Origin of the sequence: Nocardia concava NBRC 100430, assembly GCF_000308815.1 — a bacterium.
In the GTDB taxonomy this organism is placed as follows: domain Bacteria; phylum Actinomycetota; class Actinomycetes; order Mycobacteriales; family Mycobacteriaceae; genus Nocardia; species Nocardia concava.
In genome coordinates this window covers 149,414-165,464 of sequence record NZ_BAFX01000075.1, presented here as the reverse complement: position 1 = coordinate 165,464, position 16,051 = coordinate 149,414, and the positions used below count along the sequence as shown (strand labels likewise).

The following is a 16,051-nucleotide window of genomic DNA, read 5'->3' as shown; positions in this document are numbered from 1 at the left end:
ACAGTAACCGCTGAGACCGACAAACGCTCAGGCCAGGACCGCCCGCGCATCACCGGTCAGCGCTTCGAGCAGTGCCTTGTTCCAACCTCCGGAGGCCATGTCGTACAGGGCGAAGCTCGGGCCGAACGACCATGCGCCCCAGGAGAATCCGCGTTCCTCGGCGAGCAGGCGATTGAACGCGGTCCAGCGGGCCCGGGATGCGTTGTCGGCGTGCACCGAGGTTCCGAATTCGCCCAGGAAGATCGGACGGTCCGCCGCGGCGGCCCAGGCGGCGATCCCGTCGAATCCCGCGGTCAGCTCGGCCCGCTGCGCTGCTGTGCCGTCCCAGGTGTTGCCGAGCCAGGACTTCGGGTCGCCGAACGGTGTGGTGCCGAGCCATTCTTCGCCCTGCATGGTGAAGGTGATGGGCCAGTACTGGTGCACGGTGACGATGAGATTGCGGTCGGCGGCCGGCAATTCGAGCTGGGGCAGGGTGCGGGCGTTGTTGTACGCCCCAGGGCCCAGGACGACCGCTCGGTTCGGGTCGACCGCGCGCTGCGCCGCCAAGATGCGCGCGATGTAGTCGTTCCAGACTGCGTCGAGCGCATCACGCGGTTCGGCCAAGGGCTCGAGCAGGATTGACTCGGGGTGATCGGCGAACCGGGTCGCGACTTGATCCGTGATCGATAGCAGCCGATCCAGATGCTTGGGCGGATCCGCCATCAGCTCCGGATCCAGAAAGTTGGTGAGCACTAACGCGAGCCCGCGGTCGGTGGCCTGCTCCGCCAGGGTCGTGACGCGATCGAGCACCGAGCCCTCGATCCGGAAATCGGTTCCGGTGTGCGCGGCCCAGCACACCCCGAGTCGCACCGCCGTGAATCCGGCGTCCCGGCACAGATCGAGTTCCTGCTCCCCCACCGGTAGCGTCCATCCCTGCTCGATATCCGCCCCCAGATCGAGCCCGAGGTTGATGGTCCGCGCCAGCAGCCGGTTGGTGTCTTCGATAGCCATGTCACTCAATTCCTTTCGGCCAAACCAAACGACCCGTTCGCAGGTCGTCCGCGAAATTGACCAGCCAATCGCGCTCGGCGCGCCGCAGCGTCTGCCCGTAGGTCTGGTCGGTGAGGAAGATCGGCGGGACGTCCCCGGCGGCGGCCACCGCCGCGTCGACGGCGTCGATCTGCGCGTCGATCCGCTGGGCGCGCCGCGTCACCAGGTCGATGACCTCCGCCTCGGGCAGCGCGAACATGAACAGCAGGGCGGTGGTGAAGGCGGCGTGATCGTGTACCGGGTCGCTCAGGAGTTCGCGCAGCCACTCGGCCAGGGTGTGCAGGCCCGCGGCGGTGATCCGATAGACGGTGCGCTCGGGCCGGTTCCCTTCGCGCGCAGCGGCTCCCGCCTCGATGAGTCCCGCCGCGGCCAGGCGTGGCAGCGCGTCGTACATCGAGGCGTTCTTGAGTTTGAGCACCGCGTCATGACCGCGCTCGCGCATGACGGCTCGCATCTCATAGCCGTGGCGCGGTTTCTCCGCCAGCAGTCCGAGCACGGCCAGAGTCACCGGAGTCCGCAACAACCGTGGCGCCATACCACCCCATTGGTCGAAATCGTCTAGTCGAATTCGACTATAACTCCGGGCGTGGGAAAGCGCAGCGCCCCGCCGAATCCAGGATTCGGCGGGGCGCTGCGGAAATGCTTGCGGGAACGGTCAGTTGAGCTCGACGTCGGCGAAGTCGCTGATCCAGCGGTGGTCGCCGCGGGGGCTGTTGGGCTCACCCGGGCGGGTCACGCCGATGGCCTGCCAGCCCGCCGCCACGGCGGCGTCGACTTCGTCCGGATGATCCGAGAGGAAGAGAATCTGTTCCGTCGGAACGCCGATGGCGCCGGCGATCTTCTCGTAGGAGGAGGCTTCGCGCTTCGGGCCCGCCGTGGACAGGTCGAAGTGGCCGCTGATGAGCGGGGAGAGGTCGCCGCCGCGGGCGAAGGCGAACCAATCCTTCTGGTTGCGCACCGAACCCGAGGAGTAGATGTAGAGCTCGAGTCCGGCGTCGCGCCAGGCGCGCAGCACCGGGGGCACGTCGGGGAAGAACTCGCCGTGCAGCGAGCCATTGCGGAAGCCCTCGGCGCAGATGATGCCCTGGGCGGCCTTCAGCGGCTCGGACTTCACATCGGTGTTCAGCCAGTTGATGAGGATCTGCGCGACCTCGGCGGCATTCGCGTCCGGGCGCTGGGCCTGGGCGCGGGTGGCCTCCAGAATGGGATCGGCCGCGCCGCCCTCGTTTTCGGCCAGCCAGCTCGGGAGCCGGTCGCGGGTGTAGCCGTAGAGCTCCTCCCGCACCGAACTGGTCGGGCTGGTGGTGCCCTCGATATCGAGCACGACCACCTTGATCATGCCGGGGCCAGCAGTTCGTCGAGGGTCGGGAAGCCGCCGGAGATCTTGTCACCGGTGAAATCGCCGATCCAGCCGTCCTCTTCCTCGAAGAAGCGCACGGCCACGAACTCGGGGCGGGTGCCCATGTCGAACCAGTGCAGGGTGCCCGCGGGGACGGACACGAGATCGCCCGCGGTGCAGACGGTCGCGAGGACCTCATCGCCCAGGTGCAGGTAGAAGCAACCCGCACCGGCGGCGAAGAAGCGGACCTCGTCCTCGGCGTGGCGGTGCTCGTCGAGGAATTTGGTGCGCGCGGCGACGGCCTTGGCGGGCCATTCCGGGTCGGCGTCGTCGGGGTGGATGCGGGCCACGTCGATGAACTTGTAGCGGCCGTCGGCGTTCAATTCGTCGATGCGCGACTGGTATTCGGCCAGCAGTTCCTCGGTGGTGGTAGCGGCGCTGAAGCCCTCCAGCAGCGGCCAGCGCTCGAAGGTGATGCCGCGCTTGCCGAGCTCGGCGGCGATCACCGCGTCGTCGGAGGTGCGCAGGATGACGTCACTCGAGTCCTTATCGGACATGATCTGCAGCAAAGTCATAGCAGGGTTCCTTTCTCCGGAACTAATTCTGGCCCACCGGGATCTCACGGTGACCGGTCAAATTGGTCAGCTCGCACATGGCCTCAAGGCACTCGGCTCGATCGCGTGCCTGCGCGAGGGTCGCGCCCCAGGCGGTGATGCCGTGCCCGGCGATGAACAGCACGGGCGGGGCATCCGGATGCTCGGTCAGATACTTCTCGATGTCCACGCCGATCTGCGGGACATCGGCGTGATTCGGGAAGACCGGGATGTCGATGACATCCGGGCGGGCCGAACCCAGGCCCTTGATCAGCTCGTAGCCCGCGAAACGGGTTGTGGTGACGCCGGATCCGGCGGTCTTGATCGACACGGCGGTGGCGTGCGGCGGATGCACGTGGACGACCGCGTCGGCGCCGCGGGTGCGGTAGACGGCGGTGTGGATGGTGGTCTCGGCGGATGGCTTGCGGCCGGAGGCGTCGACCGGCTTGGAGTCGACGACCGCGACGGTCACCATGTCGGTGGCGGTGAGCTCGCCCTTCGACAGGCCGCTGGCGGTGATGACGGCCGTATCGCCCTGGCGGACAGAGATATTGCCCGCCGTGCCCGGCATCCAGCCGCTGGCGTACAGGCCGCGGGCGATATTCGCGATTTCGGCGCCCGCTGCAATCGTGCGCGCCGTGTCAGTCGAGGCGGCGGAAGTCCGGGCGGCACTCGGGTCGGCGAGCACGCCGAACTCGGTCACCACCGCGGTGACCAGCTCGGCCGGGGTGACATCGAAGGCCGGGTTGAACGTCTTGGTCCCTTCGGGAGCCGTTGCGACGCCGCCGAATCCGGTCACCTCGGCGGCCGCGCGCTGCTCCACCACGATGTCGGAGCCGCGCGCGGTCGAGATATCGCGCGTCGATTCCGGCGCGACCACGATGAACGGAATCCCGTGATGCTTGGCCGCGATCGCCAGCATGTAGGTGCCGATCTTGTTGGCCACGGCTCCGTCGGCGGTGATCCGATCCGCGCCGACGACCACGGCGTCAACCTGCTCGGTAGCCATGGCCCACGCGGCGGCGGAATCGATGGTGAGCCGATGCGGGATACCGGCTTCGGCCATCTCCCACGCGGTCAGCCGTGCGCCCTGCAGCAGCGGGCGGGTCTCGTCCACGATCACCTCGGCGAGCGCGTCGCGCTGGTGCAGCACTCGCAGCGCGCCGATGGCGGTCCCCCACGCGGTGGTCGCGAGCCGACCGGTATTGCAGTGCGTGAGCAGCCGCAGCGGTCGATCGCCGCACAGCTTCTGAATCAGATCCGCGGCCTCGGTGGCGGCGGCCAGATTCACACGCCCGTCCTCGGCCAGCATTTCCAGCGCCTCGTCGAGCATGGCCTGCACGCCCTCGGACAGCTTGGCGAGCGTGCGCTGCACACCCCACGCGAGATTCACCGCGGTCGGCCGGGCATCGGCGATGCGCGCGGCCTCGGCTTCGACCCGCGCGGCATCGACCACGCCATCGGCCGAGGCGGCCAGCGCCGCGATCACCACACCGAACGCGCCGCACACGCCGATCGCGGGTGCGCCCCGCACGGCCAGGGTTTTGATGGCATCGATGACCTCGTCGACCGTCGTGATCCGAAGCTCCCGCACCTCGTGCGGCAGCGCCCGCTGGTCGATGGTGACGAGCACACCGTCGGCCCACGCGATCGAACTCTGATCCATCTAGTTATGTCCTCTTGACTGTGTGATTGCGGCAGCGCCCACGGCCGCGGGCACACTCCACCGTATCGAACCCGGATCGACGCCTGACCGGCAGGTTTCGGATCAATGCAATCCGAATGCGCGGTTTCCGCCCGGAATGCGCGCGAGGACGGTAATGCGGCGCTCGGCGTTGTCAGCTCGCGTCCGGCGCACATACCGGATTACTCTCGCGGTATGGCTCGACAGCGTCGCACCCGGAAGATCACCGTGACGATGCCGGAGGACATAGCCGCCACCCTCGACGACTGGCGCAACTCCGGCCGCATTGCCTCGATCTCGAGTTTCGTCGCCGAATCCGTGAAGGCCCGCGTCGACCGCGCCGAATCCCTGGCGAGACTCGAGAACGCGCTCGGCGGCCGCCCGCCGCTGGACCTGATCAACCGCGCCCGCGCCGTTCAAGGCTTGCCCCCCTTATCGGATGAGGAGGAGGCCTCCGGCGACCGCGGCGCGGCATGACCCCCGCCGCTGCCCCGACGCTCGGGGGCGTTGTCTTCGATACTGCGGCGTTGACCGCCTGGGCCCATCGCGTCGCCTATGTGCAATCGGTCGTGTGGGCCACCGCGGATGCCGGCCACACGATCATCGTCCCTGCCACCGCCTTGGCCGCGGCCCGCGCACTGATTCCGCCGGGCCGCCTGGACATCCTCTCGGTGCTGCTGGATCTGCCGAATACGGTCATCCAGCCTCTGGACCGCCCCGCCAGCGATCACCTCGGCGACACATTGGCCGATCGGCCGGACGCGGATGCCCTGATTCCCGCCGGGCACGCCACTCTGGAAGCGGTGAGCCGGGATTGGCCCTGCCTCACCGACCGGCCGGACACCCTGCGCAAGCTGGACCCGCGGGTTCAGACCGACAAACTGCCCTGATCGGCTCGGGCGCAACTGGTTTCGCTCAGGCTCGGCCGAGTGCGAGGGTGACGTTGTGCCCGCCGAAGCCGAACGAATTGCTCAGCGCGTAGCGCAGATCCTGATAGCGCGGCTTGTCGGCGACGACGTCGAGGTCGGTATCGGGGTCCGGGGTCTCGAAATTCAAAGTGGGCGGGACGATCTGCTCGTTGAGCGTCCGCAATGTGAGCATGGCCTCCAGTGCGCCGACCGCGCCGATGGAATGGCCGAGGGCTGACTTGGGCGCGTACACCGAGGCTTTCGGTGTGACCGCCATGATCGCCTTGGCCTCGGAGGCATCGCCGACCTGCGTGCCGGTGGCGTGGGCGTTGATGTGGTCGATATCCGGGCCGGTCAATCCCGCGGTCGCGAGGGCCTTGCGCATCGCGCGGGCCGCGCCGTCGCCGTCGGGAGCGGTGCCAGTGATGTGGTAGCCGTCGGAGGTGATGCCCGCGCCGAGGACCCGGCCGAGAATGCTGGCACCCCGCGCCCGCGCATGTTCCTCGGATTCGAGGACCAGCAGCGCGCCCGCCTCGCCGAAGACGAACCCGTCCCGATCCTTGTCGAAAGGCCGTGAGGCGCGCTCGGGTTCGTCATTGCGGGTGCTCATGGCGCGCATCATGGCGAAACTTGCGATCGGCACCGCATCGATGTGGCCCTCGACGCCACCGGCGACCACCACGTCCGCCTCGCCGGTCGTGATGAGCCGCCAGCCGTGCGCAATCGCCTCGGCGCCTGACGCGCACGCGGAAACCGGTGCGTACACACCGCCTTTCGCCCCGATCTCCAGTCCGACCGTGGCGGCGGACCCGTTGGGCATGACCATCGGCACCGTCATCGGCGGAACCTTCCGATAGCCGCCTGTCTTCATCAGGTCCACGGCATTGACCAGCGCCTCACCACCGCCCAGCCCGGTGCCGACGGCCACCGCGAGCCGTTCCGCCTCGACCGCGGGCGTCCCCGCCTCCTGCCAGACGCGGCGCGCCAGCACCAATGCCAACTGCTGCACGAACGACATCCGCCGCTGTTCGATCCGGGTCAACTGCTCCCCTGGGTGCTGTACCAGCCGCCCGCCGATCCGCACAGGAAGATCATTCGCGGCGACGAAATCATCTGTGAGCGTGCCGATTCCGCTATCACCCGCGAGCAGCCGCGACCAGGTCGACTCGAGATCCGCGCCCAGGCAGGTGGTAGCCGCCATCGCGGTCACGACGACACCCCGCCGAGTTTCTGTACCAGTTGTTACAGTCATGCCGACATGGATACCTGTAGCACCCGCTACAGTCAACTTGTGCCCCGCCCACTCGACCACGCCCGCCGCGCCCAACTCCTCGAGGGCGTCATCGCCTACATAGCCACATATGGCCTGGCCGAACTCTCCCTCCGCCCGCTAGCGGACTACCTGGGCACCAGCTCCCGAATGCTGATCCACTACTTCGGCACGAAAGAGGCAATGCTGGTCGCCGCCTTGGAAACCCAACGCCCCGACATCCCCGCCCTCTTCTCCGACATCGACTCCGCCGAAGTCCTCCGAGACCGCCTCTCCGCCTCCTTCGCCCTCAACACCGCAGGCGAAGCCGCAAGCAGTCTTCCGGTCCTACTCCAGGTCCTCGGTGCCGCAACCGTTCCCAACAGCCCCTTCAAGTCCTATGCCACGGACGCCATCGAGGTCCTGGTTACCGCAATGACGGCCTCCCTCGCCCGAATCGACCCCACCCTCCCCCACCCCGAAGCCTCCGCCACCCTCCTCATCTCCGGCATGCGCGGCCTCCTCCAGGACTGGTGGATCACCGGCGACACCACCCGAGTCCAGCGCGCCGTGGATCTCCTGGTGTCCCAAGCCATTCCGCCCCTCAACGGGGGTGTAGGGAGGCGGCGAGGGTGAGGAGGTCTGGGAGGTGGGGGCCGTCAGTGGCTGCTCGGCGGATGGCCTCGGAAAGAGGAAAGGCCGCGACCTCGAGGATGGTCTCGGCGTCATCGGGATTGGTGGGTGCGGTCGTCAGGGTGACGTCGGCGGTACACCAGAGCCAGGCCTTGTTCGGGTGGGGTTGCCAGGGCCGGTAGGGCGTGGGGTGGTCGGTAGTGGCGTAATGCGCGCCGAATTGATGGATGGGGCCGGCCAATTCGGCACCGGCTTCCTCGGCGAGCTCCCGGATGACGCAAGATTCGATCGATTCTCCTGCCTCGCGGGTGCCGCCCGGCAGGATCCAGACGTCACGATCATCGCGACACAGGACGACGCGCTCACCAACGAAGCAAACAACGTGAATGTTCGTAACCAACTCATCAGGCGGAAGCTCGGTAGAAAACTGAACATCGAGCCCACCCCACTCCCACCGAGCCGGCGCATAGAGCACTGGAAACCGATCCGCAAGCGTCATCCCCCGACGCTACCGCCCCCTCGGATCGATGAGAATGCACTGGTGGACACAAACGTCGAGAAGACTTGTCCACCAGTGCATTCTCACGGGCTAGGCGGGGGCTTTTGTGGGGTGATTGCGGCGGATTGCCAGGGTGGCGATGGTGGACAGGGTTAGGAGGGTGAGGGCGAAGGTTGTTGTGCCTGTGGGGAGGCCGATGGCATCGCTCAGGTAGCCGGCGCTGACCGGGAGTAGGCCTGCGGGGATGTAGCCGCCGATGTTGAAGGCCGCGTTGGCTTCTGCGAGGCGGGTGGTGGGGATCGCGTCGCTCAGTAGGGAGAGGCCGCCGAGTTGGCCCAAGCCTTGGCCCGCCCCGGCGAGTAGGGCCGATGCGATCAGGGCGATCGACGACTGGAGTTGGACCGCGATTATGAGGGCCAGCATGCCCGAGGCGGTCGCGGCGGCGGAGGTGAGCATGGTCGCGGGGCGCGGCAGGGAGCGGGCGGCGAATTGGACGGCGGTGGCGGTGGAGAACATGGCGAAGGCCATGGCGCCGGCGATGATTCGGCTGGTGGTGCCGAGGAGGCCGGAGAGCAGGGCCGGGCCGAGGGAGAGGACGAACGAGGTCGCGGTGATGCCGGGAGCGAAGACGGCTACGCCCAGCAGGAGTTGACGGACATTCGCGGCGGGGACGCCCGGGATTCGGATCCACGACCCGGTGCCGCGATGAGTCGGGCGGACGAGCGGCATGCGCAGGACGGTGACGAAAGCCGTTGCCAGCAGCGCGATCTCCACGAGGAAGACGGTCACCGTGGGCGCGGGGACGGCCTCGGACAAGACTCCCGACAGCAGTGGGCCGACCCCTGCACCCAACACCATCGCGGTGGAGGCGAAAAGGGCGCCGAGATGCTTGCGGTCGGGACCCGCGACATCGGTGACGGCGGCCATGCCCGCCGAGACCGCCGCGCCGACCGGGATTCCGGTCAGTAGACGGGCGATCATCAAGGCGATGACATTCGGTGCGGTCGCAAAGATCAGACAGGCGATCGCGGCGAGCACCAACGCGGGAAGCAGGACCGCCTTGCGGCCCAGGCGGTCCGAGGCCACTCCCGACACCAGCAGGGACCCGAGTAACCCGACGATGTAGAACGCGAACACCACGGTCATCGTCCCCTTGGTGAATCCGAATTCGCGCTGCCACAGCACGTAGAGCGGCGTCGCCGCGTTCGAGAGCACGAAGACCGCCGTCACCGGCCAAGCGGCGAGCCAGATCCACCACCTGGGCGCGAGCGCACGCGGCGATTCGGGACTGGTCGATTCCACCGCTGACGTCGGACGGGATTGTGTCGCAACCACTTCCAGCACCTCCACTCATAGTTCGAACAAACTCGAACTAGTACGAATGAAGTCGAACATAGCATGCTGTACGATCAAACTCGTACAAGCGCCGACCGTGGAGGAGCTCGCCGATGCCGACCAAAGTGCACCCCGCGCAAACCTTCTCCCTCCCGCCCGAACCGGCGGTCGTACCAGATCCGCTACCCGAGCCCGCGACAGAGGATCTGCGCCTCGAGGTCGTCATGGGCGCCCTCAGTGACCCGCTGCGGCTGTCCATCGTCCAGAAACTGCTGCTCGAATCCGAGGACTACGACCACTCCTGCGGCTGGTTCGGCATCGACCGCCCGAAATCCTCACTGACGCACCACTTCAAGGCCCTGCGCGAGGCGGGTGTCACACGTCAGCGCCAGTACGGCTTGGAGCGCCGTAGCCAAGTCCGCATCGACGACCTCGAAGCACGCTTCCCGGGCCTACTCGCCCTCGTCGCCGCCTGGCAACCCGCAGACTGACCGCCCGCTAAGCTGCGCGAATGCAGACGGAGCGGGAGCAGCGGCTGATCGACACGGTGGCCTGGGTGCGGATCGAAGACGGAAAGATCTTGTGCGCCAGGCCGCGCGGCAAGGATGTCTTCTATATCCCGGGCGGCAAACGCGAGGGCGCCGAGACCGACCTGCAGACCCTCGTTCGCGAGATCCGCGAGGAGTTGACGGTCGAGATCACGCCGGAAACGGTCGCCCACGTCGGCACCTACGAGGCCCTGATGCCCGACGCCGTCGTCCGTATGGCCTGCTACACCGCCGAATACTCCGGCACCCTCGCGGTCAGTAGTGAGATCGAGGAGATCGCCTGGTTCACCTTCGCTGACCGGCCGCACGTGCCACCCGTGGACCAGTTGCTGTTCGACGATCTCGCGGCCGACGGCCTGCTCGCGCGCTGATCAACGCTGCGAAAACTGGAACATGTACGCAACCTGTACTCGCCGGTAATCATACACAGTCTGGTCACAATGTAGAACATGTTCTAGTGTTGTGGGCACAACGTTTCCAGTGCCGGAAAGTTCAGAGGAGCCCACCACCAATGCGTACCGAGATCTGTGATCGCCTCGGCATCGACGTGCCTATCTTCGCCTTCACCCACTGCCGCGACGTGGCCGCCGCGGTCAGCAATGCGGGCGGTCTGGGTGTGCTCGGCGCGGTCGGTTTCACCGCCGAGCAGCTCGAGGTGGAGCTGCAGTGGCTCGACGAGCACGTACAGGGTGTCTACGGCGTCGACCTGGTCATCCCGTCCAAGTACGAGGGCAAGGGTGTCGAAGGCCTGAGTCCGCAGGAGCTGGAAGCCCAACTGGCCAAGCTGGTTCCGCAGGGTCACCGCGACTTCGCGGAGAAGATCCTCAACGACCACGGCGTGCCGCACCTGCCGCCGGAGGAGAAGCACAACCAGCTGCTGGGCTGGACCGCCACCACGGTCGCCCCGCAGATCGAGGTCATCCTCAAGCACCCCAAGGCCAAGCTGGTCGCGAACGCACTGGGCACCCCGCCCGATGACGTGATCAAGCAGATCCAGGACTCCGGCCGCCTGATCGGCGCGCTGTGCGGTTCGGTCAAGCACGCGCTCAACCACAAGAACGCCGGGCTGGACTTCGTGGTCATGCAGGGCACCGAGGGTGGCGGCCACTGCGGTGAGATCGCTTCGATGGTGCTGTGGCCGCAGGTCATCGACGCCATCGGCGATATGCCCGCGCTCGCCGCGGGTGGTATCGGCAATGGCCGTCAGGTCGCGGCCGCGCTCGCGATGGGTGCCGCGGGTGCGTGGACCGGTTCGCTGTGGCTGACCGTCGAGGAGGCCAATGTGCCGCCCGCGCAGATGCAGACCTACATCGACGCCACCAGCTCCGACACCGTGCGCTCGCGCTCGTGGACCGGCAAGCCGTGCCGCATGCTCAAGAACGACTGGACCGAGGCCTGGGAAGCGCCGGAGAACCCGAAGCCGCTGGGCATGCCGCTGCAGATGATGGTCGCCCTCGATGGCGTCAAGCGCGGCCACCGCTACCCGGAGCAGGCCAAGGACGTGAACTTCAACCCGGTCGGCCAGGTCGTCGGCATGATGAACAAGATGGAGCGTTCCGCCGACGTGGTGCAGCGGCTCATCACCGAGTACCTGGAGTCCTGCGAGCGGCTGAACAAGCTCAACAACGCCTGATCCGGGGCGGTGACGCCGTCTGCTCAGCGGGCGGTGACACCGCCTGGATCTCAGCGCAATTCGGCGCGTCGGGTAGGGGCTGCCCGGCGCGCCGACGCGTATCCGGAATCGCCCGGCTACCTGTTCGGACGACCGACCAGCGTTAGTGTGTCGGTATGGGGAAGGTCGAGCGGGTCCTGCGGGCCGCGTACTACGCGCTGCTCTCGATCTCGGTTGCCTTCGCGCCCATCGGGGTTCGGGCGCGAGTGGTGCGCCGGGTGTTTCGGTCGCCGTTCGAGCTACGCGATCCCGGTCCGTGGCGGACCGTCCTGCATTCGATACTGGCCTTCGCCATGGCCTTGCTGGCCTGGTTCGCCGCCTTCCTGATGATCATGGCCGCACTGCGGGGCATCTTCTATCCGCTGATCGCCGCGCACGATTACGAGCACTCCTGGGGCGGGCCGACATTGGCGGGCGCCTGGGCGGTGCACTTCGTCGGGGGCGCGCTGCCGTTCCCGTTGTGGATTCTGCTCATCGCCGGTTTCGGAAAGCTCGAACAGGCGCTCGCTCAACGGTTGCTGGCCCGCACCGGCCCCTGGTGGTCGCTGCCGCTGGCCGTTCTGCTGCTCGCCGGCGGCGCGGTGTTCTTCATAGCCTGGTTGCATCAGATCTAGCGCGACACGGTCAACGCGCCGACAACCGCGCGGAAATCCCTGCACCACCATTGTTTTCGATCTTGGCGCAACGGACCATGGAATTGCGGCGAGTATGCCGCGAGTCCGGTTCCGGGCGCGCGAGCGTGGAGCGCGGTGTGACACCGGTCTCCGAAACACACGTGCGACTTGCCGTTTCGGGTCGCTGATTGCCAAGGTTTGCGGGATATGTTGCACAAGAAGCCTTCCCCAGCCCTGCGCCGCTTGCTGCAAGCGGTGGTGTCGCTTTTGGTCGTGGTCGCGATCGCCGTCCTGGTCGCCGTCCTCGAAAAGCACGGCGGCAACGACAAACCCGACTCCAGCGGTCCACCCATCCCCGATCGCGGCGGTCAGCCGGTCGGATCGGCCAAGGAGATCACCAGTCTCCTGGGAAAACTCAAAGTGGCCGATGAGCTAGCGATGACCGGCTACTCGCGTGAGCGATTCCCGCACTGGGACACCGAGAAGCCCGAGCACGGATTCGGCGACGCCTTCGCCCAATACAGCAAGTGCACCACCCGGGAGGTCGTGCTGCTGCGCGACGCCACCGGGCCGGTGAAGCTGGATCCGAGCAGCTGCAAATTCACCCTCGGCAAGGACGGCGGCTGGCGCGACCAGTACGGCGTCCCGGACAAGAAGACCAACGGCCTCAAGCCCTACAAGTGGACCACCGACTCCTCCGGCCTCGACATCGACCACATCGTGGCGCTCGCCGAAGCGTGGCGTTCGGGCGCCGCGAAATTCGACGACGACACCCGCCGCCATATCGCCAATGACGCGCTGAACCTGGTGATTTCCGATCCCACCGCCAACCGTTCCAAGGGCGATCAGGATCCGTCCAGCTATATCCCGCCCGGAACTTTCCGGTGCGCCTATATCGGGCACTACATCCAGGTGAAAGTAAAGTACGGATTGAACGTCGATGCCAAGGAACAGACCGCACTGCAGTCCGCGGTGCAGGACTGCGTCAGCAAGGGAGAGTTCACATAGTCGCCATCGTCGAAATCCAAAGCCACGCAGCCGTCATGACCCGGGAAGAGGGAACGGTTTCCGGGGATCTCGATGTGACGCTGGACTATTCGGGCCACGGGCTGGTGCGCTACCGCGGCACCGCCACCTGGTACACCATCGGCAATCTGGAGGACGAGGAACCGCGCAGCTGGTCGAGCGTGGAGGATCTGGCCACCGCAATCGAGAACGAGAGCGGTAGCCGCGACTCCTTCGGAAACACGGCCCCGTTCGAGGCGTGAACGCTAGTCGCGCACGGCCTTCAAGGCTTCGGCCCGCGTCTTCACGGCGTTGGTCATGCCCTCGAACCCGGTGGTCAGCGCCTTGCCGAGCAAGCCGGAGACCACCGGAGCCAGCGGCCCATTGAGCTGGAAGTGCGACAGGTAGCGGGTGCGCCCGTCCGCCAGCGAGGTCAGGACATGCGACCGCTCGCTGCTGAGCAGCCCCAGCGGCGCGGGCTTCATCCGGTAACTGAATTCCTCACCCGGCGTGACGGAATGAATGAACTCCCGCTGCTGCTTAGGCTTCGGCCCCACCAGCCGCACCTTCATATCGATCGGCGCCCCCGGCTCGAGGCTGGTCCTGCACTCCAGGCAGAAGGGATTCCACTCCCCGTACTTCTCCACGTCGGTGAGCACCTGCCAAACCAGCTCGGCGGGCGCGTCGATCTCCACGGTTCTGTCGATGACAAAGGCCATGCGAGAACCATACTGAAACAAGTTCCACCCCGCCCCCCGACCCCATCCCCCGAGCCGCCCCCTAACGCCGCTGAGAATGCACTGGTGGACACAGTTTCTCGATGTTTGTGTACGCCAGTGCATTCTCAGCGGGGACGGGGGCTCCGGCTTCGCGGAGGGCTGTGGCTACTCGGGTGAGGAAGAGGGGCGAGTGGGTGTGGAGGTGGGGGGCTGTGGCGCGGATGATTGTCCAGCCGAGGGATCGGAGGTCGGCGTGGCGGTCTATGTCGTGCGCGTATTGGCGTCTGTCGGTCCAGTGCTGGCTGCCGTCATATTCGACCGCCACTTTCCATTCGGGCCATCCCATATCCAGGCGCGCGACGAACCTGCCGTTGTCGTCGAAGACCGGAATCTGAGTCACGGGGCGTGGAAACCCGGCCGCCATCAAGAGGAGCCGCGCCTTCGACTCCTGCGGCGATTCCGCCCCTGCATCGACGTACTCGATCAACGCGCGAAGTCGAGCGATCCCGCGCGCACCCGGGTGGTCCGTACATACGTCCAGAATCCGCGCAGGCTCCAACCTTGTGACGTGGCACAGCGAATCCAGTACCTCGACAGCGTTTCCGAGCGGTAGCCGCCGTCCGAGGTCGTAGCCGGTCCGCTCGGCCGATGTCGCCAACACCGTGCCTATGCTCACGATCTCGTGCGGCAGCAGGTCGTACTGCCTGACAAGGATTCCCCTCGGTGCTCGTGTGAGACCGTCCGCGACCAGCTCGGCCGGTTCCTCCGCGAACCAACCCACCCCTAGTAAGGCCAGCGCTGAGAACCCGGCCAGCACAGCGCCACTTCCACCCCAGCAAGCGGCGGCCAGCGTCCGCACTCGGAAATCCATCTCCACGTCCTTGGGTACATAAACGTCCGGGTACACGCGCCGATACGACCTCCTCAGCTCGTATTGGCTGACGGTTCCCGCCCGCATTGCCGAGCTCCCACGGATCGGCATCCCGAATTTCATGCGGGCATTTTGTGCGGTGACCGCTGGGAGCACCCCGTCCTTTTGAACTTCGCACCCCCCTGATACTCGCCGGGCTACGGGCAGAGGGCGTGGGTGAGGAGGGTGAGGATGTCGGGGTCTCTTTCGGGGGAATCGGTTAGGGCGATGGTGGCGGCGCGGCCTTCTCGGGTGGCGCCGGTAATGGTGAGGTAGCCGGAGACCTCGCCTACGTGGCCGAAATAGTGGGCGCCGCAGGAGAGTTGGGCGCCGCCGATGCCCAGGCCGTATTCGATGGGGTTGTCGGAGGAGCGGGGCAGGGTTGTCAGCATTTCGCGCAGTTGGGGGTCGGGGACGATGGTTCCGGAGAGCAGGGCCAGGAAGAAGTGGTTGAGGTCGTTGCCGGTGGAGATCAGGCCGCCCGCGGTCCAGGCCACCGACGGTTCGGAGCGGGTGACGTCGGTGGGGATGCCGGCGACGAGGGTGTAGCCCTCGGGGTGGGGGCCGCGGATGCCGGTCTCGCCGGGGGCGGGGAGGTAGGTGTCGGTGAGTTGGAGCGGGGTGGTGATGCGGCCGGTTAGTTCGTCGGAATAGGTTCTGCCGGTCAACTTTTCGATTAGCATGCCCGCGACGATGAAGTTGGTGTTGGTGTACTGGAATCGCTCCCCCGGCGCGAACTGCGCGGGTTTGCGCAGCGCGATGGCGATCTCCTGGGTCGGGGTGAAGGTGCGGCCCTCGGTGGCCGCGCGGACCTCGTCGAGTTCGGGATCGTCGGCGAGTTCGGGTAGTCCGCTGCGGTGTTGGAGAAGCTGTCGCACGGTGATCTGGCGGCCGTCGACGCCGTTGCCGTTCAGCAGGCCCGGGAGGTAGGTGTCGACGGGCTCGTCCAGGCGCAGCTTGCCCTCTGATACCAGCTGCAGAATAAGTGCCGCCGCAAAGGTTTTGGAGACGCTGCCGATCCGCACCTGCTGCGGCGGGGCCATGGGGATGGGGGCCTTGGTGGCGCGATCGGCGACCCCGGCGGTGAGGGTTACCGTCTGGCCGTTCTCGGTGAGCGTGGCGATCACGCCGGTGGTTCCGTCGCTCACCAGCTTGTCGATATCGGTGCGGATTCGGTCGACTCGTTTGGGCGACACCGCCATCGGGGTGGTGGACACCGGCTGCGGGGTCGTGGTGCTCACCGTCCCGCAGCCTGCCGCGCCGACCGTCAGCAGCGCTGTCACCATCAGCCCGATTCGCATACTCCGACCGTAG

The 16,051-nt window shown here is 66.8% G+C and carries 20 protein-coding genes; 9 read left to right on the top strand and 11 right to left on the bottom strand.

From position 1 onward, the window contains the following. Positions 1 to 27: 27 nt before the first annotated feature. The 5 genes from ON43_RS16640 to ON43_RS16620 all read right to left on the bottom strand — a co-directional run bounded on the left by ON43_RS16640 (position 28) and on the right by ON43_RS16620 (position 4,627). The gene (locus tag ON43_RS16640) at positions 28 to 990 is read right to left on the bottom strand and encodes a glycoside hydrolase family 5 protein (RefSeq protein WP_051178524.1); all 963 of its coding nucleotides are present in this window, start codon (positions 988 to 990) and stop codon (positions 28 to 30) included. A gap of 1 nt (position 991) precedes the next feature. Continuing rightward, positions 992 to 1,564 (bottom strand): PadR family transcriptional regulator, encoded by a 573-nt coding sequence (locus ON43_RS16635; protein WP_051178523.1) that lies wholly within the window; start codon positions 1,562 to 1,564, stop codon positions 992 to 994. A gap of 120 nt (positions 1,565 to 1,684) precedes the next feature. Continuing rightward, positions 1,685 to 2,368: an acireductone synthase gene (mtnC, locus tag ON43_RS16630; RefSeq protein WP_040808373.1), complete on the bottom strand. Its 684-nt coding sequence runs from the start codon at positions 2,366 to 2,368 to the stop codon at positions 1,685 to 1,687. After that, positions 2,365 to 2,943: a 1,2-dihydroxy-3-keto-5-methylthiopentene dioxygenase gene (locus ON43_RS16625; protein ID WP_040808372.1), complete on the bottom strand. Its 579-nt coding sequence runs from the start codon at positions 2,941 to 2,943 to the stop codon at positions 2,365 to 2,367. The genes mtnC and ON43_RS16625 overlap by 4 nt, the downstream gene beginning before the upstream one ends. Positions 2,944 to 2,965: 22 nt before the next feature. Further along, positions 2,966 to 4,627 (bottom strand): bifunctional S-methyl-5-thioribose-1-phosphate isomerase/methylthioribulose 1-phosphate dehydratase, encoded by a 1,662-nt coding sequence (locus ON43_RS16620; RefSeq protein ID WP_040808371.1) that lies wholly within the window; start codon positions 4,625 to 4,627, stop codon positions 2,966 to 2,968. Between the two features lie 213 nt (positions 4,628 to 4,840). Here ON43_RS16620 and ON43_RS16615 point away from each other — a divergent pair, with 213 nt between their 5' ends. Continuing rightward, positions 4,841 to 5,122: a ribbon-helix-helix domain-containing protein gene (locus ON43_RS16615; protein ID WP_157514068.1), complete on the top strand. Its 282-nt coding sequence runs from the start codon at positions 4,841 to 4,843 to the stop codon at positions 5,120 to 5,122. 50 nt (positions 5,123 to 5,172) lie between these two features. After that, positions 5,173 to 5,535 (top strand): hypothetical protein, encoded by a 363-nt coding sequence (locus tag ON43_RS16610; RefSeq protein ID WP_051178522.1) that lies wholly within the window; start codon positions 5,173 to 5,175, stop codon positions 5,533 to 5,535. A gap of 25 nt (positions 5,536 to 5,560) precedes the next feature. On the opposite strand, the gene ON43_RS16605 is transcribed toward ON43_RS16610, so the two are convergent. Next, entirely contained in the window at positions 5,561 to 6,805 is a 1,245-nt protein-coding gene (locus ON43_RS16605) for a KasA/KasB family beta-ketoacyl-ACP synthase (protein WP_040808368.1), read from the bottom strand. A 39-nt stretch (positions 6,806 to 6,844) separates the two neighbouring features. On the opposite strand from ON43_RS16605, the gene ON43_RS16600 reads away from it, so the two are divergent. Further along, positions 6,845 to 7,438, top strand: a complete 594-nt coding sequence (locus tag ON43_RS16600) for a TetR/AcrR family transcriptional regulator (RefSeq protein WP_040808638.1) — start codon at positions 6,845 to 6,847, stop codon at positions 7,436 to 7,438. Here the strand turns inward: ON43_RS16600 and ON43_RS16595 are convergent. Both ON43_RS16595 and ON43_RS16590 read right to left on the bottom strand, forming a co-directional pair. Beyond that, on the bottom strand, positions 7,407 to 7,934 hold the full coding sequence (locus ON43_RS16595; protein WP_040808367.1) for an NUDIX hydrolase: 528 nt from the start codon (positions 7,932 to 7,934) through the stop codon (positions 7,407 to 7,409). The genes ON43_RS16600 and ON43_RS16595 overlap by 32 nt on opposite strands. Positions 7,935 to 8,024: 90 nt before the next feature. Continuing rightward, positions 8,025 to 9,236, bottom strand: coding sequence for an MFS transporter (locus ON43_RS16590; RefSeq protein ID WP_051178521.1), 1,212 nt, complete (start codon positions 9,234 to 9,236; stop codon positions 8,025 to 8,027). A 146-nt stretch (positions 9,237 to 9,382) separates the two neighbouring features. On the opposite strand from ON43_RS16590, the gene ON43_RS16585 reads away from it, so the two are divergent. From ON43_RS16585 to ON43_RS16560, 6 genes are all read left to right on the top strand, one after another. After that, positions 9,383 to 9,760: an ArsR/SmtB family transcription factor gene (locus ON43_RS16585; protein WP_051178520.1), complete on the top strand. Its 378-nt coding sequence runs from the start codon at positions 9,383 to 9,385 to the stop codon at positions 9,758 to 9,760. A 20-nt stretch (positions 9,761 to 9,780) separates the two neighbouring features. After that, positions 9,781 to 10,188, top strand: coding sequence for an NUDIX hydrolase (locus ON43_RS16580; RefSeq protein ID WP_040808366.1), 408 nt, complete (start codon positions 9,781 to 9,783; stop codon positions 10,186 to 10,188). A 140-nt stretch (positions 10,189 to 10,328) separates the two neighbouring features. Beyond that, a complete protein-coding gene (locus ON43_RS16575; protein WP_040808365.1) occupies positions 10,329 to 11,450 on the top strand; it encodes an NAD(P)H-dependent flavin oxidoreductase in 1,122 nt (373 codons plus the stop codon). A 155-nt stretch (positions 11,451 to 11,605) separates the two neighbouring features. Further along, positions 11,606 to 12,103 carry a sensor domain-containing protein gene (locus tag ON43_RS16570; RefSeq protein ID WP_051178519.1) on the top strand — a complete coding sequence of 166 codons (498 nt, stop codon included), beginning with the start codon at positions 11,606 to 11,608 and terminating at the stop codon, positions 12,101 to 12,103. Between the two features lie 207 nt (positions 12,104 to 12,310). After that, positions 12,311 to 13,111: an HNH endonuclease family protein gene (locus tag ON43_RS16565; RefSeq protein WP_040808364.1), complete on the top strand. Its 801-nt coding sequence runs from the start codon at positions 12,311 to 12,313 to the stop codon at positions 13,109 to 13,111. Between the two features lie 35 nt (positions 13,112 to 13,146). Then, entirely contained in the window at positions 13,147 to 13,371 is a 225-nt protein-coding gene (locus tag ON43_RS16560) for a hypothetical protein (protein ID WP_051178518.1), read from the top strand. A gap of 3 nt (positions 13,372 to 13,374) precedes the next feature. On the opposite strand, the gene ON43_RS16555 is transcribed toward ON43_RS16560, so the two are convergent. The 3 genes from ON43_RS16555 to ON43_RS16545 form a co-directional block, all read right to left on the bottom strand. Continuing rightward, complete coding sequence (locus tag ON43_RS16555; RefSeq protein WP_040808363.1) at positions 13,375 to 13,827, bottom strand: SRPBCC domain-containing protein; 453 nt, start codon at positions 13,825 to 13,827, stop codon at positions 13,375 to 13,377. 61 nt (positions 13,828 to 13,888) lie between these two features. Then, positions 13,889 to 14,821: an endonuclease domain-containing protein gene (locus ON43_RS16550; protein ID WP_157514067.1), complete on the bottom strand. Its 933-nt coding sequence runs from the start codon at positions 14,819 to 14,821 to the stop codon at positions 13,889 to 13,891. A gap of 74 nt (positions 14,822 to 14,895) precedes the next feature. Beyond that, entirely contained in the window at positions 14,896 to 16,038 is a 1,143-nt protein-coding gene (locus ON43_RS16545; protein ID WP_040808362.1) for a serine hydrolase domain-containing protein, read from the bottom strand. Positions 16,039 to 16,051 lie beyond the last annotated feature (13 nt).

What these genes read in the sequence shown, in the direction of transcription:
- ON43_RS16620 (WP_040808371.1), bottom strand. Translation starts at nt 4,627, where the DNA reads ATGGATCAGAGTTCGATCGCGTGGGCCGACGGTGTGCTCGTCACCATC.
- ON43_RS16565 (WP_040808364.1), top strand. Translation starts at nt 12,311, where the DNA reads ATGTTGCACAAGAAGCCTTCCCCAGCCCTGCGCCGCTTGCTGCAAGCG.
- ON43_RS16615 (WP_157514068.1), top strand. Translation starts at nt 4,841, where the DNA reads ATGGCTCGACAGCGTCGCACCCGGAAGATCACCGTGACGATGCCGGAG.
- ON43_RS16560 (WP_051178518.1), top strand. Translation starts at nt 13,147, where the DNA reads ATGACCCGGGAAGAGGGAACGGTTTCCGGGGATCTCGATGTGACGCTG.
- ON43_RS16545 (WP_040808362.1), bottom strand. Translation starts at nt 16,038, where the DNA reads ATGCGAATCGGGCTGATGGTGACAGCGCTGCTGACGGTCGGCGCGGCA.
- ON43_RS16555 (WP_040808363.1), bottom strand. Translation starts at nt 13,827, where the DNA reads ATGGCCTTTGTCATCGACAGAACCGTGGAGATCGACGCGCCCGCCGAG.
- ON43_RS16640 (WP_051178524.1), bottom strand. Translation starts at nt 990, where the DNA reads ATGGCTATCGAAGACACCAACCGGCTGCTGGCGCGGACCATCAACCTC.
- ON43_RS16605 (WP_040808368.1), bottom strand. Translation starts at nt 6,805, where the DNA reads ATGACTGTAACAACTGGTACAGAAACTCGGCGGGGTGTCGTCGTGACC.
- mtnC (WP_040808373.1), bottom strand. Translation starts at nt 2,368, where the DNA reads ATGATCAAGGTGGTCGTGCTCGATATCGAGGGCACCACCAGCCCGACC.
- ON43_RS16595 (WP_040808367.1), bottom strand. Translation starts at nt 7,934, where the DNA reads ATGACGCTTGCGGATCGGTTTCCAGTGCTCTATGCGCCGGCTCGGTGG.
- ON43_RS16625 (WP_040808372.1), bottom strand. Translation starts at nt 2,943, where the DNA reads ATGACTTTGCTGCAGATCATGTCCGATAAGGACTCGAGTGACGTCATC.
- ON43_RS16575 (WP_040808365.1), top strand. Translation starts at nt 10,329, where the DNA reads ATGCGTACCGAGATCTGTGATCGCCTCGGCATCGACGTGCCTATCTTC.
- ON43_RS16585 (WP_051178520.1), top strand. Translation starts at nt 9,383, where the DNA reads ATGCCGACCAAAGTGCACCCCGCGCAAACCTTCTCCCTCCCGCCCGAA.
- ON43_RS16635 (WP_051178523.1), bottom strand. Translation starts at nt 1,564, where the DNA reads ATGGCGCCACGGTTGTTGCGGACTCCGGTGACTCTGGCCGTGCTCGGA.
- ON43_RS16550 (WP_157514067.1), bottom strand. Translation starts at nt 14,821, where the DNA reads ATGAAATTCGGGATGCCGATCCGTGGGAGCTCGGCAATGCGGGCGGGA.
- ON43_RS16570 (WP_051178519.1), top strand. Translation starts at nt 11,606, where the DNA reads ATGGGGAAGGTCGAGCGGGTCCTGCGGGCCGCGTACTACGCGCTGCTC.
- ON43_RS16580 (WP_040808366.1), top strand. Translation starts at nt 9,781, where the DNA reads ATGCAGACGGAGCGGGAGCAGCGGCTGATCGACACGGTGGCCTGGGTG.